The sequence below is a fragment of the Vannielia sp. genome (assembly GCF_029212645.1).
Lineage (GTDB): Bacteria > Pseudomonadota > Alphaproteobacteria > Rhodobacterales > Rhodobacteraceae > Vannielia.
Genome location: NZ_JARGND010000009.1, coordinates 20,975 through 43,267, shown reverse-complemented (window position 1 = coordinate 43,267; position 22,293 = coordinate 20,975). Strand labels below are relative to the sequence as shown.

14 protein-coding genes are annotated in these 22,293 nt (G+C 63.2%); 3 read left to right on the top strand and 11 right to left on the bottom strand.

The window, feature by feature from the left end; genetic code table 11:
* Window positions 1-7: 7 nt before the first annotated feature.
* On the bottom strand, window positions 8-796 hold the full coding sequence (locus P1U55_RS04735) for an inositol monophosphatase family protein (protein ID WP_301046366.1): 789 nt from the start codon (window positions 794-796) through the stop codon (window positions 8-10).
* A 215-nt stretch (window positions 797-1,011) separates the two neighbouring features.
* A complete protein-coding gene (locus P1U55_RS04730) occupies window positions 1,012-1,929 on the bottom strand; it encodes a LysR family transcriptional regulator (protein ID WP_301046365.1) in 918 nt (305 codons plus the stop codon).
* A gap of 105 nt (window positions 1,930-2,034) precedes the next feature.
* Here P1U55_RS04730 and metF point away from each other — a divergent pair, with 105 nt between their 5' ends.
* Window positions 2,035-2,907: a methylenetetrahydrofolate reductase [NAD(P)H] gene (gene metF / locus P1U55_RS04725; protein WP_301046364.1), complete on the top strand. Its 873-nt coding sequence runs from the start codon at window positions 2,035-2,037 to the stop codon at window positions 2,905-2,907.
* A 327-nt stretch (window positions 2,908-3,234) separates the two neighbouring features.
* Window positions 3,235-7,701 carry an ExeM/NucH family extracellular endonuclease gene (locus P1U55_RS04720; RefSeq protein WP_301046362.1) on the top strand — a complete coding sequence of 1,489 codons (4,467 nt, stop codon included), beginning with the start codon at window positions 3,235-3,237 and terminating at the stop codon, window positions 7,699-7,701.
* A 204-nt stretch (window positions 7,702-7,905) separates the two neighbouring features.
* Here the strand turns inward: P1U55_RS04720 and P1U55_RS04715 are convergent, their stop codons facing one another.
* The gene (locus P1U55_RS04715; protein WP_301046359.1) at window positions 7,906-8,619 is read right to left on the bottom strand and encodes a helix-turn-helix transcriptional regulator; all 714 of its coding nucleotides are present in this window, start codon (window positions 8,617-8,619) and stop codon (window positions 7,906-7,908) included.
* 573 nt (window positions 8,620-9,192) lie between these two features.
* Window positions 9,193-9,636, bottom strand: coding sequence for a DUF1489 domain-containing protein (locus P1U55_RS04710; protein ID WP_366943018.1), 444 nt, complete (start codon window positions 9,634-9,636; stop codon window positions 9,193-9,195).
* Between the two features lie 104 nt (window positions 9,637-9,740).
* Here P1U55_RS04710 and P1U55_RS04705 point away from each other — a divergent pair, with 104 nt between their 5' ends.
* Window positions 9,741-12,017 (top strand): adenosylcobalamin-dependent ribonucleoside-diphosphate reductase, encoded by a 2,277-nt coding sequence (locus P1U55_RS04705; RefSeq protein WP_301046358.1) that lies wholly within the window; start codon window positions 9,741-9,743, stop codon window positions 12,015-12,017.
* A gap of 411 nt (window positions 12,018-12,428) precedes the next feature.
* Here the strand turns inward: P1U55_RS04705 and P1U55_RS04700 are convergent, their stop codons facing one another.
* The 7 genes from P1U55_RS04700 to P1U55_RS04670 form a co-directional block, all read right to left on the bottom strand.
* Window positions 12,429-12,911, bottom strand: a complete 483-nt coding sequence (locus tag P1U55_RS04700) for a hypothetical protein (protein ID WP_301046355.1) — start codon at window positions 12,909-12,911, stop codon at window positions 12,429-12,431.
* A 791-nt stretch (window positions 12,912-13,702) separates the two neighbouring features.
* The gene (locus tag P1U55_RS04695; protein WP_301046353.1) at window positions 13,703-14,797 is read right to left on the bottom strand and encodes a lipocalin-like domain-containing protein; all 1,095 of its coding nucleotides are present in this window, start codon (window positions 14,795-14,797) and stop codon (window positions 13,703-13,705) included.
* Complete coding sequence (locus P1U55_RS04690; RefSeq protein WP_301046352.1) at window positions 14,794-17,196, bottom strand: FtsX-like permease family protein; 2,403 nt, start codon at window positions 17,194-17,196, stop codon at window positions 14,794-14,796. Before P1U55_RS04690 ends, P1U55_RS04695 begins: the two co-directional genes overlap by 4 nt.
* A gap of 28 nt (window positions 17,197-17,224) precedes the next feature.
* A complete protein-coding gene (locus P1U55_RS04685) occupies window positions 17,225-17,884 on the bottom strand; it encodes an ABC transporter ATP-binding protein (protein ID WP_301046351.1) in 660 nt (219 codons plus the stop codon).
* Between the two features lie 269 nt (window positions 17,885-18,153).
* Window positions 18,154-19,866: a methionine--tRNA ligase gene (gene metG, locus P1U55_RS04680; protein ID WP_301046349.1), complete on the bottom strand. Its 1,713-nt coding sequence runs from the start codon at window positions 19,864-19,866 to the stop codon at window positions 18,154-18,156.
* Between the two features lie 309 nt (window positions 19,867-20,175).
* A complete protein-coding gene (locus P1U55_RS04675; RefSeq protein ID WP_301046348.1) occupies window positions 20,176-20,781 on the bottom strand; it encodes a hypothetical protein in 606 nt (201 codons plus the stop codon).
* A gap of 399 nt (window positions 20,782-21,180) precedes the next feature.
* Entirely contained in the window at window positions 21,181-22,266 is a 1,086-nt protein-coding gene (locus P1U55_RS04670; protein WP_301046346.1) for a DUF1513 domain-containing protein, read from the bottom strand.
* Window positions 22,267-22,293 lie beyond the last annotated feature (27 nt).

Genomic DNA, 22,293 nt, shown 5'->3' with positions numbered 1-22,293 from the left:
CCTGCCCTCAGCTTCCGCGCACTTCCTTGGCGAACTTGCTAAAGATATCCGGGTTGGCGGCGATAATCTCGCCGTGGTCAATGGTCGAACGGCCTTCGCGCACCGGCTCGGTAAAGCCCCCAGCCTCGCGCACGATGATCTCACCGGCGGCAATATCCCATGCGTGGAGCTTGCGCTCCCAGTAGCCATCCAGCCGCCCGGCGGCCACATAGGCAAGGTCCAGCGAGGCCGCGCCCCAGCGGCGAATTCCGGCGCAGGTCGGCAGCACGCGGCCACAGGCGCGCAGGCTCTCGGGCAACTCCGGATTGCCACCAAACGGCAGGCCGGTGGCAAAGATGCATTCGATCATCTTGTTGCGCCCCGACACCCGCAGCCGGGTTTCGTTCATCCAGGCGCCCATGCCCTTTTCGGCCCAGAACAGCTCATCCTTGGCCGGATCATAAACCACACCGGCAACGATTTCGCCCTTGTGTTCCAGCGCAATCGACACCGCCCAATGGGGCAGACCGTGCAAAAAGTTGGTGGTGCCATCCAGCGGATCAACAATCCAGCGGCGGGTCGGGTCTTCGCCCTCTTCGCCGCCGCCTTCCTCGCCCAGCCAGCCATAGGTGGGGCGTGCGCCCATCAGATCGGCCTTCACAAGCTCCTCGGCGCGGGTATCGGCGCGAGACACAAAATCCCCCGGTCCCTTGCTCGAAACCTGAAGGTTTTCAACTTCACGAAAGTCCTTCACCAGCGAGCGCCCGGCTTTGCGGGCGGCTTTGATCATGGTGTTGAGATTGGCGCTGCCCGACATGGCCCGGCTCCTTTGGTGGCTCAGATGCGGGCGTATAGGCGCAATCGCCTGCGGTGCCAAGGGCTGCGGGGCTTGGCAATGCACACGGGCCGCGCCGAACCGCCCACATGTGCAGCGCCCTAACCCATTTTTCGCGCACCGGCAGCGCCCCGGCGCGGCAGGCAATGCGGCCCAAAGGCCCGCGCGAGAGGTCTCCAGCCGCAACTCACACGTCGCTAAACCTCGGCCACCGCGCGTTGCAGTTTCAGCGGTTCGGTGCGGGCCAGACGCAGCACATGCGCCATATAGGGTTTAGTCACATCCTCATCGCGCACCGCCGCATAAAGCCGCCGGGTCAGCCCGCCTTCGGTCAGCGGGCGGGTGATATAGTCACGAGAGCCCCGTGCCTCGCGCAGCACCCAATCGGGCAGCACCGAAACCCCCCGCCCCGAGGCGACCAGCAGCAGGATCACCGCCGTCAGCTCCGATTGGCGCACATGGCGCGGCTGCACCTTGGCGGGCGTCAGAAACTGCGAGAAAACATCCAGCCGCGCCGGCTCCACCGGGTAGGTGATGAGCGTTTCGTCGCGGAAATCCTCCGGCGCGATCCATGCCTTTTGGGCCAGCGGATGCGTTGCGGCGGCCACGAAGGTTGGCTCATAGTCGAACAGTGGCATGAAGGTCACGCCGTCCAGCGCCTCGGGATCGGAGGAGATCACCAGATCCACCTCCTCGCGCTGGAGCGCCGTTAGCGCGCCAAAGGCCAGTCCGGGGCGGATATCCACATCCACATCCGGCCAGGCCTTGCGGAAGGTTTCCAGCACCGGGAACAGCCACTCAAAGCAGGCGTGGCACTCAATCGCGATATGCAGCCGCCCGGTCTTGCCGCTTTTGAGCGCGGTAAAATCCGCCTCAAGCGCCTCGATCTCCGGCAGGATGCGCTCGGCCAGCTTCAACAGCCTCTGCCCGGCGGCAGACAGCTTCATGGGCTTGGAGCGGCGCACAAACAGCTCCACCCCAACCTGGTCTTCCAGTCCCTTGATCTGATGGCTCAGCGCACTTTGGGTGATGTGCAGGATATCAGCCGCCTTGGCCAGACCACCGGCCTGATGGATCGCCCGCACCGAGCGCAAATGGCGAAATTCGATATGCATCCGAAACTCATAATGGTGTTGAGAGTTATGAGCTTGTTTCACAAAGCCGGATTTGCGACAACCAAAACCGACCAGATATGCCCAAGAATCGCCCCGAGGTTACTTATGTCCGCCCCTGCACCCGCTGTTTCGTTCGAGTTTTTTCCACCGCAAAACCTTGAGGCCTCCTTCCGCCTTTGGGATACGGTGCAGGTGCTTGCGCCGCTCAATCCCACATTCGTTTCCGTGACTTACGGCGCAGGCGGCACCACCCGTGAGTTGACCCGCGAGGCGGTGGCGACCCTGCATAAATCCTCCGGCCTCAACGTGGCCGCGCATCTCACCTGCGTGAACGCGACTCGCGATGAAACCCTCGAAATCGCCCGCTCCTTCCATGAGGCCGGCGTGCGCGAGATCGTGGCCCTGCGCGGCGATCCGCCCAAAGGGGCCGACAAGTTTGAGCCGCACCCCGATGGCTTTGCCGATGCCTGCGAGCTGATCACCGCCCTCAAGGAGACCGGCGATTTCACCGTCCGCGTTGGGGCCTACCCCGATCCGCACCCCGACGCCGCAGGCGATGGGGCCGATGTGTCATGGCTGAAACAAAAGTTCGAGGCCGGGGCCGATGAGGCGATCACCCAGTTCTTCTTTGAGGCCGAAACCTTCTTTCGCTTCCGCGACGCCTGCGAAAAGGCCGGGATCACCAAGCCGATCATTCCCGGCATCCTGCCGATCGAAAACTGGCGCAATACCGCCCGCTTTGCCGCGCGCTGCGGGGCCTATGTGCCCACATGGCTGACCGATTCCTTTGAAGCCGCCGAGCGGGACGGGCGCGAAGAAATCCTCGCCACCGCGCTGGCCACCGAGCTGTGCTCCGAGTTGATCGACGATGGTGCCGAGCATTTGCACTTCTACACCCTCAATCGCCCCGGCCTGACGCGTGACATTTGCCGCGCCCTCGGTGTTCAGCCAGCCCAATCCCTCGAAAACGTCGCCTGACCCCCAGGCGCACGCCACCCCAAGCCTGGCCGCCGCACTCCGGCGGTTACAGGCTTGCAGGCGCCTCCAGCCGCTGCCTGTGCGCTGATAAGAGCGATATCCTGCGCATCGGTCCCGGCCCCCTCGCGCGCATTTTCGCGTAATTTTACCAAACACTGTAAGAGCTTAAAACAAACGGCTGGATCAGCGCCCTCTACCGTGGGGCGAGGTTTCCACAGCTTTTTCGCCCCTCCCTCTTCTCCCACGTCATAATCCTGATACGCTTTGCGCAAATATAATGCACAAAACCTGTCACACGAGACCTATTTCACGAGGGAGAACGGTTCCATGTCGCGCCATTTCAAGTTCAATTCGTACACGTCCAACAAGTTCGGCTGGAATGACCATAAGAACGGTCAGGGCGACGACAACAATGATCACGGCGGCTTCAGTTGGGGCGGCTTCAGTTGGGGTGGCTTCAATTGGGGCGGCATCAACTGGGGGGGCTTCCATTGGGGCGGCTGCGATCCTGAAGACACCTGCGATCCCTCTGAGGCCATCAATGACAGCGGCACAACCGACGAAAACGCCATCTTCGTCATCTCCGGCACCGAGCTTCTCGCCAATGACATCCCCGGCGAAACCACCGAAGGCGGTTGGGGGCATCACGGTTGGTGGCATCACTTCTGGGGCCACCACGGCGGCGGCACCACCACCCCGTTGACCCCCACCATCACCGCGGTTGATGCCAGCTCCGCCTCAGGCGCATCCGTCACCTTTGATGGCACCAATGTGTCCTACGATCCCGGTGACATCTGGCAGCACCTTATCAACGGCGAAACCGCGACAGACACCTTCACCTACTCCATCGACGACGGCTGCGGCGATACTTCCACCGCCACCGTTACTGTCACCATCGAAGGCCGCAACGATGGTGTCATCGCCATTGATGACGCCACGACCACCGATGAGAGCACCCCGGCCACAATCACCGCCGCCACCATGCTCTCCAACGACGCTGATCTTGATGGCGATACCGTCAGCATCACCAGCACCGATGCCACCACCGCCAATGGCTACGCGGTCGCCTTTGATGGTGCCACCTACACGGTGTCCTACGGCGGCGATTACCTCGGCCTTGGCGCGGGTGAAACCGCGACCGACAGCTTCACCTACACCGTGATCGACGCGCAGGGCGAAACCGATACCGCGACAGTCAACATCACCATCAACGGCCTCAACCAGCCGGTTGTGGCGCTTGATGATACCGCCGCCACCCAAGGCTCCACCCCCGTTGTCCTCACCGTGGCAGACCTGCTGGCCAATGATGCCGACCCCGATGAAACAGACGTTCTCTCCGTCGCATCGGTTGATCCAACCTCTGGCGCTGGCGCCACCGTCAGCTTTGATGGCGGCGATGTCACCTATGATCCCGGCACGCTCTTTGACGGGCTGTGTGAGGGGGAAACCGCGACCGATACCTTCACCTACACCGCCCTCAGCACCGATGGCACCTCTGATACGGCAACCGTGACCGTCACCATCACCGGCACCAACGCCGCGCCCACCATCACCGCGGTGCGCACGGTTCTCGCCACCGAGAATGACACCACCGTCGCCGCAGATGTGCTCGCCACTGACCCGAACATCGGCGATGTGCTCACCTACACGCTCTCGGGCACCGACGCCGATGACTTCACGATTGATGGCACCACCGGCGAAATCACCTTCGCCTCCGCCCCCGATTACGAGGCCCCCACTGATAGCGACGGGGACAACAGCTACGATATCTCCGTCACCGCAACCGACCAGTGCGGCGCGTCTGACACCGCCGAAATCACCGTAAACGTCGCGGACACGGTCGAAACCCCGCCCACCGATGTGGTCATCACCGAAATCATGGCAAACCCCTCGGCGGTGAGCGATAGCGCGGGCGAGTGGTTTGAGATCTTCAACACCACCGACAATGACATCGACATCAACGGCTGGACGATCCAGGACGCCGATAACGACAGTCACACCATCAACAACGGCGGCCCGCTGATCTTGGCGGCGGGCGGCTACCTTGTGCTGGGCAACAACGCCGATACCGCCAGCAACGGCGGCGTCGCGGTGGATTACCAGTATTCCGGCTTCATCCTTGCCAATTCGGCCGATGAGGTGATCCTCTCCAATAGCGCCGGCGGCATCGAGGACAGCGTGTTTTACGATGGCAGCTTCCCGCTGGCCTCCGGTGCTTCGATGGAGGTGATTGACCCTGCCGCCGACAATGAAAATGCCGCCAATTGGCAAGCGGCCACCACCAGCTTTGGTGATGGGGATCTTGGCAGCCCCGGCTCCGGCGATTTCGGCGGCGGCGGGTCGCTCGATATCCGCATCAATGAAGTCCACTACGATGACCAAGGCGCGGACGACGGCGAGTTTGTTGAAATCCGCGTTGAAGCGGGCGGCGATATCAGCGGCTACTCGGTTGAGCTGGTCAACGGCAACGGCGCCACCACCTATAACAGCCTCAACGTGGCCGACATGGTGATGACCTCGGATGGCAGCTATGATTATTACGTCTGGTCGCCCAGCAGCATCCAGAACGGCGCCCCCGATGGCATCGCGCTGATTGATGGCGAAGGCACCACGCTGGAGTTTCTCTCTTACGAGGGCAGCATGGTGGGGGCCGTTGGCGAGGTTTACGAAGGCCTCACCTCCACCGATATCGGGGCCTATGAGGATAGCACCACCGTGGAAGGCACCTCGCTTCAGGCCAATGATCTGGGCAACTGGTCGTCTGATCTTCAAACCGCTGGCAGCGAAAACTTCACCGGCGAACCCCCCTCCCAATTCCTGCTCATCTCCGAGGTGCAGGGCACCGGGATGGAAAGCCTCTATAACGGCGTGTCCAATATCACGGTTGAGGCGGTCGTCACCTATACCGAGGGCAGCGGCTTCTGGCTTCAGGAAGAGGACGGCGACACCGATGGCGATGACACCACCTCCGAGGGCATCTTCGTTTATACCGGCGGGGCCTACACTGTCGCGGTTGGCCAGATCGTTGAAGTCACCGGCACCGTCACCGAGTATTTCGGCCTCACCGAGATCACCTCGGTCAGCGATGTGGTGCTGATCTCCACCACCACCACAATGCCCACCGCCACCACCATCACCCTGTCACCCGACATTGCGCAGGATCTGGAGGCGGTCGAGGGGATGATGGTTTCGGTCACATCCGGCACCGGTGATCCGCTCACCGTCACCCAAAACTACAGCCTCGCCCAATATGGCGAAATCGCCGTGAGCGCGGGCACCCCGGTTCAACCCACCCAAATCCTCGATCCGCAGGATGATGCGGCAGCGGTGGCGGCGATGATCGAAGGCAATGCCAACAACTCGCTCATCATCGAAGACGGCAACAGCTCGCAAAACCCCGATGCTTTCGAGTTCATCCCCAACACCGGGCCGGGCGATAACGGCAACGGCTACCTTGATGCCGGTGACACCTTCAATGAAACCAGCCCGGCGCTGTCGCTCGGCACCATCCTCACCGCCCCGATCGAAGGCGTGATGACCTATAGCTACGGCGATTATCAGGTCATCGCCACCTCGCAGCTTGAGATCGACCAGGCCAGCAACGTCGCCGCGATCGAGGCCGCCCCGGCAGATGTGGGCGGGGGCCTACAGGTCGCTTCGGTGAACGTGCTCAATTACTTCACCACCCTTGATACCAGCGGCAACACCACCGGCCCCAACGGCGATCTTGATCCGCGCGGTGCCACCTCCGCCGCCGATCTTGCCGCCCAAACCGAGGGGCTGGTGGCCGAGATCATCGGCACCGGGGCCGAGGTCATCGCCGTCCAGGAAATCGAGAACGGCGGCTTTGGCGCAGGCTCCGCCCCCGAGGCTCTGGTCGCCGCACTCAACGCCGAGGCCACCCTCCTTGGCACCGGGGCCAGCTACGCCTACGTCGATCCTACCGGCACCGAGGGCTTTGTCGGCACCGATGCGATCATGGCCGGGGTGCTCTACGATGCCAGCGCCGTCACCCTGCTTTACAGCGATTTCATCGACTATGCCGAAGCCTCGGGCGCTGTCACCAACGCGCTGGCCTCCAGCCTCGCGGCGCTGATCGGCACCAGCTTCGCCGAGTATGACAGGAACCGCCCCTCGGTTGCCGCCACCTTTGAAGACGGCGATGGCAATGTCTTCACCGTGGTGTCGTCGCACTTCAAATCCAAGGGCGACAGCGGGTTGCAGGATGTCTACGACGATGCGGCCAGCTACCTCTCCGCCAATTCCGCCAGCCTCACCGCCGCCGAAATCACCGCCATCACCGACGCGATGGAGGCGCTTCTGGCCGATCCCAACTTCGATCAGGGCGATGGTCAGGGCTTCTGGAGCGAGGTGCGCAACGATGCCGCGGGCGAGTTGGAAGCCTGGGTGTCTGAGTCCTACGGGCTTGATGGCACCGGCGTGACCAACGTGATCTACCTCGGCGATCTCAACAGCTATGCCCAGGAAGACTCGATGGAAACCCTCACCGACGAGGGGCTGAAAGACCTGATTGATGCCTTCATCGGCCAGGACGAAGCCTACAGCTACGTCTTTGACGGCCAGCAAGGCACGCTCGATCAGGCGTTGGCCGATGCCACCATGGCAGACCTGATCACCGGCGCCACCGAGTGGCACATCAACGCCAACCAACCCTCGCTGCTGAACTACTCCACCGCCTACGGCCAGGACGCCGGGTGGAACGCCGAAGGCCCCATCGCCGCCTCCGACCACGACCCACTGATCATCGGCATCGACTTCTCCCTCGTCGCCTGATCGGCACCCGACACAAAGCAAAAGGGCGGCTCTCCGAGGCCGCCCTTTTCATTTCGTGATGCAGCCTCCGGCGAAACCCCTTGTAAGTGCGAAGGCTCCCGAAGAAATCTACGGGAGCCTTGCATACTTGATGTCCGCTTGGCGGGACAAAGGGTGAATTCGCTGCAATAGCGAAAAGACCCACTTCAAACCTGCCTCCCGAACTTAGAACGGAATGTCGTCGTCCAAGTCTACGGGGTTGCCCTTGGGTTCCCTGTAAACATCGTCAGGCTTCCTCAAAAGGTGCGATGATGATGTATCGCTTACAACCACCAATGAAACCGGAACCGACTCAATCGGTGCTCTGACGTGTTGAGACATTATGCTTTCGTACATGTCATATGATGGGGTCTGCCGCCCTGCTTGGTACGCTCCCAAATAGACATTAATGCCCATATCTATAAGTGACGGAAGAAGCGCATTCACCTCTGCCTGCTTTTGTAAAACCTCAGCTTGCGCAGGTTCGTACTTTTCGAATGGGTTTTCCCATGGATCAGGATTGAACGGTTCTAACATCTCGGCAAGCTTCGCTAATGGTTCGATGTTGTCTTGGGTTGGCTCCACGTCGAATGAAATTTCTGCGTCGTAGCTTGAACGCAACGCGTCAATGACACGCCGCCCAGAATTGACAGGAACCAAAACGACGTCGTCCCACTCTTTTTTGTCAACTTCGAAGAGATCAGGCTGTCGCCCTCGCAAAGAAGCAGGGGAAACTCCTACGGCCTCAGCGATAAAAGCAGTAGTTTCTAGTCCAACTGGATCGCCATTTTCGGCTCGTTGGATCGTGCGCTTATTGACGTTCGCCAATATGGCCAGTTTTTCTTGGGACATTCCCTTTGCAGCGCGAAGATTGCGCAGTTTATCACCATCAAGTGCCATGCTTGGCCTCCTTTTATTTGATGGCTTGTTCATCGCATCCTCCGAGAATTGCGCCGACGGCAGGCTCGCGACATCATATAGACTTTATGCCGACAACACAGCGACAAAAGACGACATTTTGGCGTCACTTAAGCGACAAAGTTGTTGTAAGACGCTCGATTTCCAATGCTGCAGACGCAACATTCTACAATTGCAGCATTGGTAAGTTCAGGCTCTGAGCAGACGCTGCGCTCCAAACCTCGGTATCGTTCGCCTGCACCACGAAGTGCAAAGGGCTGGCCCTCGGAGCCGCCCCTTTTTGTGCCGTCCTCGGCGGGTGCGGGCCGGTCCCCCGTTGCGCGGGTTGCCGCTATTGGGCGAAGCGCCAAGGCGGGCTGGCCGCAGGGTTTGCAATGCCCCCGAAGCATTTTCACGCCGCAGATGCGAGATGCATCAATTGTGCATGGGTTGTGCATCGCTTGTGCCCCGCACTACCCAGATACCCCATTGGCAACAAGTTCGCCCGCCAAGCCCTTGTTACACCATCATAAAATGGTGTCGCTGTGTCTGGCCGCGTGGCGCTTTGCAAACCGGCTAAAGAACCCCGATTTCCGCCAGCTTGGCGCGCAACTCCGGCGGCATCTCAGGGTCGCCCTCCCGCGCTTGCGGCAAGTCCACCGGCGCGTCTTCCGGCTTCAAATAGCGCCACCCCTGAAACGGCCTGCGCACCGCCGGAGCCACCCTAACCAGCTGCGGCGCAAGGATAATCCCGCACCGCCTGATACCATCTGTACCAATCACCTCATCCAGCCGCACAATCTCCTGGCGCGCCTGAATCTCGCCTTTGATAACCCAATAAAGCGACCCGCCGTTCAGCAAACTGTCCTGCTGTTTCGGCCACATACGCGTCACATGCCGAGAGAAGTCCTCCCCCGTCTCCCTCCGCCGCTTCGCCCGAAACGCCTCCAGCCCCTCCACCGAGTCCACCCCGACGCAAAGTTTGACCAGATGTATGGTGTTCTTTATTCGTTCGTCCATATGTGGTAGCGTATCTTCCCTGCGCCGATTCTACCAATCACAGCTTGCCCGGCCACAATCCCACGCTATTGTGGCGCCCTGCATCACTACCCGGGATCCCTGAAATGACAGCCTTCTCCGCCCCGATCGCCGAAGCCATCTGGGACATGAAATACCGTTTCAAAGAGGCGGACGGCACCCCCATCGACGAAACCGTCGAGGACAGTTGGCGCCGTGTGGCAAGGGCTCTGGCCGAATGCGAAGCCGATCCAAAGGCCCGCGAGGCCGAGTTCTACGACGCGCTCGAAGGCTTCAAATTCCTGCCCGCTGGCCGAATCCTCGCCGGTGCCGGCACCGCCCGCTCTGTAACCCTGTTCAACTGCTTCGTGATGGGCACCATCCCCGACAGCATGGGCGGCATCTTCGACATGCTGAAAGAGGCCGCGCTCACGATGCAACAGGGCGGCGGAATCGGCTATGATTTCAGCACCATCCGCCCCAAGGGCGCCGCTGTTTCCGGGGTTGCCGCCGATGCCTCCGGACCCCTTAGTTTCATGGATGTCTGGGATGCGATGTGCCGCACCATCATGTCCGCAGGCTCCCGGCGCGGCGCGATGATGGCCACCATGCGTTGCGACCATCCCGACATTGAGGATTTCATCGCCGCCAAGTCCGATCCCGCCCGTTTACGAATGTTCAACCTTTCGGTCCTAGTGTCCGATGCATTCATGGATGCTGTCAAAAATGATGGCCCGTGGGAGTTGAAATTCGGCGATAGCAAAACCGACGCCAAGGTTTACCACACGGTGCAAGCCCGCGACCTGTGGAACAAGATCATGCGCTCGACCTATGATTTCGCCGAACCCGGCGTCATCTTCATCGACCGCATCAACGAGATGAACAACCTCGGCTATGCCGAGACGATCTGCGCCACCAATCCCTGTGGCGAGCAACCGCTGCCGCCCTACGGCGCCTGCCTGCTCGGCTCGATCAACCTCGCCCGGCTAGTCAGCAAACCCTTCGACAAGGGCGCACAGCTTGACGAGGCCGCGCTTGGCAAGCTCGTCACCACCTCCATCCGCATGATGGACAACGTGGTAGATACCTCGCGCTTCCCGCTGCCCCAGCAGCGCGCCGAAGCCCAGGCCAAGCGCCGCATCGGCCTTGGCGTCACCGGCCTCGCCGATGCGCTCCTGATGACCGGGCTGCGCTACGGCTCCGATGAGGCCGCCGCACAAACCGAGGCCTGGCTCAAGGCCATTGCACGGGCCAGCTACCTCGCCTCGGTTGAGCTTGCCCGCGAAAAGGGTGCCTTTCCGCTGTTCGAGGTCGAGCCTTACCTCGCCTCCGGCACCATGATGCAAATGGACGATGACGTGCGCGAAGCCATCGCCACCCACGGCATCCGCAACGCGCTCGTCACCTCCATCGCTCCCACCGGCACGATCTCACTTTACGCGGGCAATGTGAGCAGCGGCATCGAGCCGGTCTTTGCCTATGCCTACACCCGCAAGGTGCTGCAACCTGATGGCTCGCGCACCGAAGAGGAAGTCGTTGATTACGCTGTGAAAATGTGGCGGGACCTCAAGGGTGACGCCCCCTTGCCAGAGCATTTCACCAATGCGCAAACCCTCCCGCCACTGGAGCACGTCAAGATGCAGGCGGCGGCGCAAAAGTGGATCGACAGTTCGATCTCCAAAACCATCAATTGCCCCGAAGATATCTCCTTTGAAGCCTTCAAGGAGGTCTACCTTGAGGCCTATGAAACCGGCTGCAAGGGCTGCACCACCTACCGCCCGAACGATGTGACAGGCTCAGTGCTCTCGGTCTCGGATCAAGCCGAGGAAACTGCGCTGCCCGACGCCGATGGCGATGTCATCTACATCTCCGAACCGCTTGACCGCCCGCAAGCGCTGGAGGGCAACACCTATAAGCTGAAGTGGCCCGACAGCGAGCACGCGATCTACATCACGGTCAACGATGTGGTCGTCGGCGGCCACCGCCGCCCCTTCGAAGTCTTCATCAACTCCAAGAACATGGAGCATTTTGCCTGGACGGTCGCGCTCACGCGGATGATTTCTGCGGTGTTCCGGCGCGGCGGCGATGTGTCCTTCGTGGTCGAGGAGTTGAAAGCCGTGTTCGACCCGCGCGGCGGAGCCTGGATGGAGGGCAAATACATCCCCTCGATCCTCGCGGCGATCGGCGGCGTGATCGAGCGGCACCTCATTACAATCGGCTTCATCGAAGGCATCGGCATGGGCCTCAAATCCGATCCGCAGGCTGAGGTTGTGAGCATCGGCGCGCCGCGCGGCAAACCCTGCCCCTCGTGCGGCCAGTTCACCATGCAAATGCTTGAAGGCTGCATGACCTGCACCTCCTGCGGCCACTCCAAATGCGGCTGACTGGTGCGTGAAACAAAAGTGTCGATGCGGGCATAGTTATGCCAAAACCCCCGGTTTTGTTTGCAATGAATCGGGGTAAGATTTGCCTTGGGTGCCTAGCGTGCTGAATTAAAATGGCTTTGTCTGAATATGATTTTTGGCCAAAACAGACCAAATAGAATGAACTGATGACGCAAAAGACAAGCTGCTGCAAGAAGATGGCCGTGTCATTGTATGGCAAACCGTGGCGACTGCGGTAGATCGCTGCAAGTTTTGTAGCGTTATTACATGGTATAATCCGGGCGCTGCCTTCTCACCTGATTTCCAGATCTTTCGCGGGCCCTCCTGTGAGGCCGCGCAGATCCGGAAACTCCTGTGAAGGTTAACCAAAACAAACACCAACAAAAGCAAGACCGATAGACAATGCGGGTGCTACAGCGCGTCTGGCAGATGGCCTTTTTGAGAGGAGGAAATGGGCTTTTTGAGCTGCCGATTGTAGCAGCATTTTTCGGGATGCCACCGATGACTTTCTACTGAACCCTCTCCACCAAACAGCCTTGCCCTATCCTTAGGAAAAGCTGCGACGTCTGCCTCACCTCCTACAACCAAGCCCCAGCCAAAGCGGCCAGCTTCATCCCATTTGCGCAAAGTCATCTCCGCGGCCTTTTGGCGTGGTCCAAATGCGATCAATCCACCCAGCATCTCGACAGCGCGGCTTGCCTGATGGATGTCCTGTCCATCTAACCAAGATGGACCAGAATGGCCTTCGAGACGGTCCTCGACATAGGCCTGAAACGGTGAAGGGGCTTTCGGTTCAACATTTTTCGGCACTAACAATTCCGCCTCAATGAGGTCACGCATCGCCAGAAGCTCATGCAATTGATCGCCCCACTTCTTCAAGCGAATGTCGCGCAAAAACGTCCCATGACGACTGTGCGTACAGACGGGTGAAAGGCGCCAAAACCGACGATGTCGCATCGGAACGTCAAGGCTTTGTTGGCCATTCTGATCCTCAGCCGAGCAATAGGGACAAATCCGCGTTTCGAGCCCTGTCGTGAACTCAGCAGAGAATTCACTCTGGCGGAGTCTGAAGCGGCACATGCCGGTCGACGTGACCGTATTCCGAAACGCCGGTGCGGGCTCTTGGGCTGCGATGTCGCAGAGGCGCTGAGGGTTGCGCTGGTGCAGTCGAGATTGCCGTCCGGTTTGCCCCCGAGGAGGCTGGTTTCGCCGGTGCGATTGATGTCACACAGGACGCCGTCGCCATTGGTCTCCAACCTATCTGCGTTGAGGCCGGGGAGGTGCTGTCGCTGAGGAAGAGGCCGGGCAGGTGGGCGGAGCGGAGGTTGGGGGTCGCGGTAAAGCGGCAATTTATGGGGGCGACGCCATAATTGAGGGTGCGGCCTTCGTGGGCGAGGTCTCCGACGATGCGAGCGCCGGAGACGTTCAGGCCGGACTCGTGGAGAGGGGTGGGAAGGTCATCACAGCCGCCGAGGGCGACGTAGCGCAGGACGTCTGCGTTCACGAGGGTCGGGTCATCCTGTGGATCTGGAGCTTCTTTCGAGGTCGTCCAGAATAGCTTGTTCGGCCTTTGTGAAGCCTCGGCTCTGGAACTCTTTGAATGTGCGCACGGAAACCCTCATCACCCTTCAGTTGTCTGACGGTGGTGGGGTTTAGGGGGAGGATCAAGGGCGCGCATGGCGGCCCTAGTCGTAGCCTGTCATCTCAAGGTAGCCGCGCCCCTCGTGGGAGCCGGTGATGGTGACGGGGCCCTCCCAGTAAGGAAAGCTCACGTCCATCCAGGCGTTGGGGTTGAGAGCAGTAAGGGTGGTGTCGACGCCGCGGGCGGGCAGGGTGACGCGCCATGTGGTTGGCACGGTGGCCCCGCTGGTCGGGCTTTCGGCGAGGGGGGTCAGGGTGAGGGCGCCGTCTGGGTAGGCGGTGGCGCGGCCGTCGGGGGTGATCCATGTGGCAGAGGTGAAGGCGGTGCCGTCGGTTTGGCGCAGGCGGAAGCCCATGAGGCGGGCACCGGAAGTGAAGGAAAGGGAGACCCAGTCCCACCCGTCCTGATTGTCGGCCAGGGGTTGGGAAGACCACTCGCGATCAAGCCAGGCCTCGCCCGTCACCTCCACCGGGCCGGAGGGGAGGGTTAGGGTGCCGGTGACGTTGTAGAACGGCTGGCTGTAGTAGTAGCTGGCCTGTCCGGCGGCCGATTTTACCGAATAGCCCGCATCGCCGTGCAGGGTGAGTGGGGCAGAGGCGGTGAGGGCGAGGTCATAGGTGAACTGCGGCGCGGAGGCGGTGAGGCGCAGGGCCGAGAGAGGGTCCGCCGGGGCGGGGGCTGTGCTGGTCATCTGCCAATCGTCGATGAAGGCGGAGAAGGGCGCGGCGGTGACGCCCGCCTGCCCGGTGCCGCCCCGCGCGAGGCGTTCGGTGGCGTAATGGGCGCTGGGCGTGGTGACGGCGGCGTGGCCCATCCAGACCTGCGGCGAGGACCAGCCGGTGTTTGTGCCTTCATTGGGCGCGGAGGCGGAGCGAAACAGCGTCCACTGAGCGCCCAGCGGCGTGCCATCGGCTGCGGTGAGCGTGGCGGTGAGATACCACCACTCGATCCGGTAGGCGGGGTGGGCGGCGTGATCGGCGGGGAAGGTGAGGGGCGTGCCAGGGGTGGGTTGCGCGAAGCCTTCGGCGGTGGTGCCGAGGCCTGCAAACCCTTGCGCGGTTGTGCTGAGCGGGGCCAGGGCGAGGAGCAGGGCGACGAGCGTTGCGGCGAGGTGGCTGGGGGGGAGGGGCTGGCTCATCTTTCGCTCGCAAATATCTGGAGGAAGCGGGAGGGCGCGGTGCGGCGCAGTTGGGCCACTGGCCATGCGGCGGCGAGCAGCGCGGTGAGCAGCGCGGTGGCAAGCAGCAGCGCCCATTGGCCGGGAAAGAGGTGCATCGGGAGCTTCCAGCCAAAGGCGGCGACGTTCACCACCGAGAGCAGCGCCCAAGCCAGCGCAAGGCCAAGCGGCAGCGCGAAGGCGGCGGTGAAGGCGGCAAGCGCGAGGGTGCGCAGCGCCTCCAGCCGGGCGAGCCGCGCACGGGTGACGCCTGCCGCCCAAACGGGCGCAAGCTGCGGCAGGCGCTGGGTGGAGAGGGTGAGCATGGCCGTCAGGATTGCCATGGCGGCCACGCCGAGGGTGAGCGCATTCAGCGCGGCGGTTACGGCAAAGGTGCGCTCGAAGATGTTGAGCGAGTAGGCCTTGATCTCGCCATTGGGCACAAGGGCGGAGGGGGGCAGGCCGAACTCTTCGATCAGGGCTTGCGACAGGGGGGCCACATCGCCCGGCGCGATGCGCAAGCCGTGGCGCAGGCGGGGCAGATCGGGGAAGCGGGCGGTGAGGGCATCAATCGCCACGATGGCCTGTGGGTTTGGGTTGCCATAATCGGAGTAAACGGCGGCGATGGGCAGGCTCCAGTCTTCCAGGGTGAGGGTGTCACCGGGGGAGAGGCCTTGGCGGCGGGCGAATTGCTCGTTGATCAGCGCCGCGCCGCCGGTTGCCACAGCGTCCCAGGGGGCGGGGCCGGAGGCGATGAGAGGCCAGTTATCGCGGTAGGTGATGTCATCCGCGATGCCATAGACCTCACCGGAGAGACCGCCGGGGAAGGGCAACTCAACGTGCCAGATCGGCAGGGTCGCCAGAACTTCGGGGCGGGTGGCGAGGAAGGCGCGCAGGCGGGTGCCCTCGCCCTCGGAGCGGGCGGTGACGTAAAGCTCGGAGGCGAGGCGCTGATCGAGCCAGCCAGTGAAGGTGAGACGAAACGAGCTGACCATAGTGCCAACGCCGATATTGGTAGCCAGCGCCAGAAGCAGGGCCATGAGGGCGAGCCGGAGGCCCGGAATTTGCTGGCGGGCGTCGGCCCAGAACCACTCGGCCAGCGGGCTTTTGGCGGCGCGTTGGGCGGCGGCGATGGCCAGCGCCAGAAGCGCGGGCAGCAGGAGGGCCGCGCCGATCAGCAGGCCGCCGAGCAGCGCGAAGCCGCCCACGAGGCCGGGGAGGAGGACGGGCGCGAAGAGGCCAAGAGCGATGAGCGCCCCGCCGCCAAGCGCCTGAAAGCGTAGCGCCTGGGCCGAGGCGCGCGCCCATGCGCGGGGGCGGGGCCCAGAGAGCAGCGGCAGGCGGGCGAGGCGGGCAAAGCTGGCGGCCCCAGCGCCCAAGGCTCCGGCCAGCGCGATGCCAAGCCCCGCCGCCGCCCAGCCGGGCCGGAAGGCCAGCTCGCCGGGCACGCGGGCACCGTAAAGCCCGGCGAGGGAAACGGACACATCGGGCAGCAGCGCGGCGGCGATCAGGTGCCCGGCGACAAGGCCAAGCGCCCCGGCGATGAGCGCAAGCAGCGCCAGTTCGGCCATCATCAGCGTCATCAGGCGGGGCAGCGGCACGCCGAGGGCGCGCAGGGTGCGCAGCATCGAGCGGCGCTGCTCAAACGCCAGCCCGATCGCGCCATAGGAGATGAACAGGCCAACAGCAAAGGAGAGCGCGCCAAAGGCGGTGAGGTTGAGGTGAAAGCTGCGGGTGAGCCGCGCCACCTCGGCCCCGCCTTCGGGGGCAGAGATGGTGAGCGTGGGAGCGATGGAGACAAGTGGCGGGCGGCCCATCGGCAGCGCGCTTTCCGGCGCGAGGCGCAGGTGGGTGAAGCCGCCATCGGGGGCAAGGGCGCGGGCCCGCTCAATCGAGGTGACGATGCGCCCCGGCGGCAGGCCGGGGGCGGGGGTGAGCGCGAGCGAGGGATTGGCGGCAATGGTTTCGGGCGCGGCCCAGGCCGGGGTTTGTGCGATCAGGCTGGCCGGGTCGGTGGTGGCGAGGGTGGGGCCAAGGCCGGGCAGGGCACCGGGCGGCAGGGTGAGAAAATCATACCCCTCCACCAGCGCGCCGCCACGGGAAAGGCGGGCCTCATAAACCGGGGAGACAAGCCACCCGGCGCGGCGCAGGGCAAGGAAGGTTTCAGGCGGCACCCGGCCTGCCGGGCTATCGAGCCGGCGCGGGGTATCTGGGGAAAGGCGCGCCTCGGCCTTGGCGTAAGAGGCGCGAGCCTCGCCGTTGATCGCCTGCACGGCGGAAAAGAGCGCGGTGGCCAGGGCGATGCCGAGCAGCAGGGTGGCAAGCTGGCCGGGGTGGCGGCGCCAGTGCGACAGCAGGGCAGAGAGGGCGGCGCGGGTCATCGACGGGGATGTGCGGAGGGCGCGGCGCTCATTCCAGCGCCCCGGCGCGCAGGTGCAGGCGGCGTGACATGGCGGCGGCGATACGCTCGGAGTGGGTGACGGTGAGCAGCGCGGCCCCGGTATCGGCGACCAGCTCCAGGAGCAGGGCGAGGACCATTTCGGCGCTGCTTTCATCAAGGTTGCCGGTGGGTTCATCCGCCAGGATCAGCGGTGGGCGGGGGCCGAGGGCGCGGCCAATTGCAACCCGTTGCTGCTGCCCGCCAGAGAGCGTTTCGGGCCATGCCGAGAGCAGATCGGTGAGGCCCAGACGCTCGGCCAGGGTGGCCTGCCACACCGGATCATGGCGCCCGGCGAGGCGGGCTTGAAAGGCGAGGTTGGCGGCAACGGTGAGCGATGGGATCAGATTGAATTGTTGAAACACCAGCCCGATCTTGGTGCGCCGCAGGGTGGCACGAGAGCTGTCGGTGCCCGGACTAAGGGGCATTCCGGAGAGGGTGATGGTGCCGCTATCGGGCTCTTCGAGTGCGCCGAGGATGTGCAGCAGCGTGCTTTTGCCAGAGCCGCTTTCGCCAGTAAGCGCGAGGGTTTCGCCGGGGTTGAGGGTGAGGGAAATGTCCTTCAGAACAGGCTGCGCCGCTCCGGTTGGAAGCGGGAAGGATTTGGAGATATTTTTGGCGTCCAGCAACATCTTGCAGAGGATGGAGGGGTTTGGGGCAGAAGGAAAGAGGGCGGAGCGCGGAAGATGGCAGGGCGCGGCAAATGGCGGGCGCGGAAGATGGCGCGAATGGCGCGGCAGGCTGCGCTTTGTGTTGCCGCTGGGGGGGGCAAACTGGCCGAGCAAAACTGAGCCCGCAGGGGGGCTGGGCGATTCCGGCCTCTTGGCCCTTGTTGTTCGACGGCAGAGCGGGATGACGCCATGCCAGTGGCACCATCAGGGCTGAGGCGCAGGGCCTCAGCTTAGTCGCGGGTGCCCGAAAAGCGGCTGGCCCAGTCTTCACGCTGCTCGTCGGTGATCTTGGCAAAGAGCACCTCGGGCGTGGTGAAGGCGTGGCCGGGCGGCAGGGCGGTGAGCACGGTGGGCAGGTCTTCGGGCCAGGCCCCGGGCGCGGTGTTCATATCGGCCATCATCCGGGCGGCGGCCTCGGGGATGAAGGGCGCGGAAAGTTGTGCGTAAAGCCGGATCAGGTTGAGGGCGAGGCGCACATCGGCGGCGGCAGCTTCGGGATCGGTTTTGAACACGGACCAGGGCGCGGCGGATTGGAGGAACTCATTGCCAGCCACCCACATGGAGCGCAGCGTGGCGGCGGATTTGCGCAGCTCAATGGCTTCCATATGGGCGGTGTACTGGCCGAGCTTTTCTTGCAGATCGGCGATCAGCGCGGTGCCGCGCTCTGAAAGCTCGCCGCCGGCGGGCACTTCCTCGCCAAACTTCGAACGGCAGAACTTGGTGACGCGGCTGACGAAGTTGCCAAGCACATCGGCGAGGTCTTTGTTCACATCGGTTTGGAAGGTTTCCCATGTGAATTCGGTGTCGGAGGTTTCGGGGGCGTGGGAGAGCAGCCACCAGCGCCAGTAATCGGCGGGCAGGATCTCCAGCGCCTGATCCTGAAACACGCCGCGCCCCTGGCTGGTAGAGAATTGGCCGCCCTCATAGTTCAGATAGTTGGAGGATTTGATGTAGTCGACCAGCTTCCAGTTATCATCGGCCCCGATGATAGTGGCGGGGAAAGAGAGGGTGTGGAAGGGCACGTTGTCCTTGCCCATGAACTGGACGTAGCGCACATCGTCAGCGCCCTTGTCGGTGCGCCACCAGCTTTCCCAATCGGTGCCTTTGCCCGCATCTTGCCACTCACGGGCGCAGGCGATGTATTCGATCGGGGCGTCAAACCAGACGTAGAAAACCTTGCCCTCCATGCCGGGCCAATCTTCGGTGCCGCGCTTCACGGGCACGCCCCAATCGAGATCACGGGTGATGCCCCGGTCTTGCAGGCCATCGCCATCGTTGAGCCATTTCCTGGCGATGGAAGTGGTGAGGATGGGCCAATCTGTTTTGCTGTCGATCCAGGCGGAAAGCTTGTCGCGCAGCTTGGACTGGAGCAGGTAGAGGTGCTTGGTTTCGCGCACCTCAAGGTCGGTTGAGCCGGAAATGGCGGAGCACGGGTTTATCAGATCGGTCGGGTCAAGCTGCTTGGTGCAGTTTTCGCATTGGTCGCCACGGGCCTTTTCGTAGCCGCAATTGGGGCAGGTGCCCTCAATGTAGCGATCAGGCAGGAAGCGGCCGTCGGTGTGGGAGTAGACTTGCTTTTCCGTGACTTCCTCGATCAGCCCGTTATCGGCCAGCGCCCCGGCGAAATACTGGGTGAGTTCGCGGTTTTGCGGCGAGGAGGAGCGGCCGAAGTGATCAAAGCTGAGGCCAAAACCGGCGCCGATCGTGGCTTGGATATCATGCATCTCGGTGCAGAATTCAGCAATGGGTTTGTTGGCCTTGGCGGCGGCAAGCTCGGCGGGGGTGCCATGCTCGTCGGTGGCGCAGAGAAACAGCACCTCATGGCCGCGTGCCCGGCAATAGCGGGCGTAAAGATCAGCCGGCAGCTGGGAGCCCACGAGGTTCCCCAGATGCTTGATCCCGTTGATATAGGGAATGGCCGAGGTGATGAGGATGCGCGACATGGGGAGGTCCGTTCTTGCGGGTGGGCTTTTGCGCGAGGGTTACATCAGGCCGCGCCCGGGGGCAATCACCGCCCGCTCCCCCGTCACGGCCCACCCGCCCACCCCGCGCCGGGGCAACGGGCGTTGATTGCCTTTTTGGGGTTCTCAATGCTCTGGAAATATCCCCGCCGGAGGCATTGAGTTCTTTTGGCGCTCTAGAACAGGTTTTGAGCCTCCGGCGGGGATATTTGACGAGCGTTGAGAGAGGGCAAGGCGCGCAGCGACTTGAGGGTCCGAGCGGAGCGAGGCTACGAGGCGCCGCGAAGCCGGTCAGGCGGCGTGTTGTGTGGGGAGTGGTAAGAGTGTGGGGCGTGTGCGTGGCGCGGGGTGGGTGAGGAGCCATGTTGCCGGGGTAGCAGTGCGGGCGCGGTGGCGGGAGAGTTGCCATTGGCTCAGGTGGCGGCTGTGGTGTGGGGTGGCATGCCAGCGGCTTTCCACCCCCGCAGCGCCGCCCTCGCCGGGGGTGAGCAGCAGCGAGGTTGCGGCGGATTTTCCGGTTCTGCTCGCTTCGCAGGCGAGGTGCAGGCGGCGAACCGGGGTGAGGCCAGGGGGCTCGGGAAGCTCTGTCACCACCAGCGACAGAGCACCGGAGCGCAGGGCTTCTTCGGTGCACCACAAGAGGTTTGCCGTGCGGCTGGGGTGGATCAGCACGAGGCGGGCGGGGTCAATCCAGCGGGCGATGCCATCGCCGCAGAGGCGTTCGGTTGTCCATGCGGGCGCAACCCAGAGCACCGGGCCGTGGGTGGCGCTGGCGGTGGCGAGGGCCAGGATGTGGCGTGATGGGCCGCAGGCCTCATGGGCGCGGCCTTGGGCGAGGGTAAATTCGCCCGCGATGGCAAGGGTGGGGCCGGGGCGGTGTGGGGCGTTGTTGAGCATGGGGGGAGGATAGTGTTCGCTAAATGTTCTGTCTAGGGGTGGGGTGGCGGCGCGGTGCAAGCCTCATTTGCGCGTAACTGCCATGTGCAAAAGCGCGTGCGGCGCATCCACGCGTCATTAACTTTGCGGCTTTGCTCAAGGCAGCACTGGAACGCGCGAACATGGCTAGCGCGGACTGGTCAAGAATTTGCTGTCTCGGTCCAATCTGCGGGAGATCTCGGTTGCGATTATCCGGTGTTCGTCCCGTGGTCGAAGGAGCGTCGCATTGTCTTCGCGGGAGTGAAAGCTTGAGTTTGCCGATTTCGAACAAAAGGTCGTCAAAGCCGGTGGTGTATCAAAGACATGTGCGACATCGCGGGGCTTTTATTGGGGCGGCTTCTTTAGCGGGAAGCTTGCCAATCATGCCTGGTTCAGCGGGATGATATGATTGTCCCAAGCTGTTGGGTGGTGGGCGAGGAGGCGGGCTTTGCCGGTGGTATCGAGCGCCATCATGCCGCCCGCGCCATCAGATGTGAGGAAGCCAGTGCCGAGGGGGGCGAGGCCGCAGGTGTCGGGGCGTTGCCAGTGGTTGAGGAAGCTGCCGGTGGCGGCCTCAAAAATCTGCACTTCGCCGCCGCGTGGCGAGGAAATGGCGACGGCCTTACCGTCACCGGAAAAGGCCACGGACCCGGCGTAGCCCTGCATTGCCATTTGCCGCAGCGGCGGGGCTTCGCAAAGGTGGGGCGGGGTGCCTGGGGTCCAGAGGCCGAGCAGGGGGCCCGCGTCCATCACATCGCCCTGCCATTGCATTGCAAGGGCGATCTGGCCTGCCGGGCCGAGCGCGATGTGGCGGATGGAGGACAAGTGCAACTCAGGCGCAAGCTCGGCCTGATCGAGCACGCCGCGCTCGGGCGAGGCGAGGCTGAGGTTGGGGCGCATGGTGGGCAGGTTCAGCTTTTCGCGCCCGCTGTCGGGGTGGGTGCGGATGCCGCCATTGGCGATCACCAGACGGTCCTGGGCGAGCGCGAGGATTTCATGCGGGCCGATGCCGCCGGAGGCAAACTCACCGATCCGCGTGTAGCCTTCATCTGGGGCCCAGAGGCCGATCACGCCTGCGCCGGTGGCGATGTCATTCTCGGAGGTGGCCAGCATTTCGCCGCCATGGAGGAAAGCACCGTGGCCATAGAAGTGGCGGCCTTCGGGGGCGTCGAGGCGGGCGTCGATCTGGCCGGACGGGCAATCAACCACCCGCGCAAAGCGGCCGGGGCGGCGGGCGAAGGCTACGGCTTGCGGGCGCGTGGGGTGGGCGGCGGCGGCGTGGCCCCGGCTGGGAAGGGAAATGCGGAAACGCTCCGCGCCCTGAGAGGAGAGGCCGGAGAGGGTGTAGTTGCCGGAGGCATCGCGGCCCGCGGCGAGGACGGCGGGCGCGCCGGCATCGGCCCATGTGGCGCGCGGCGCGGCGGCGGCGGCCGCGAGAGAGGCGAGGAAGGTGCGGCGGGTGGTCATGCGGCGGTTTCCGTGGTGGTTTGTGCT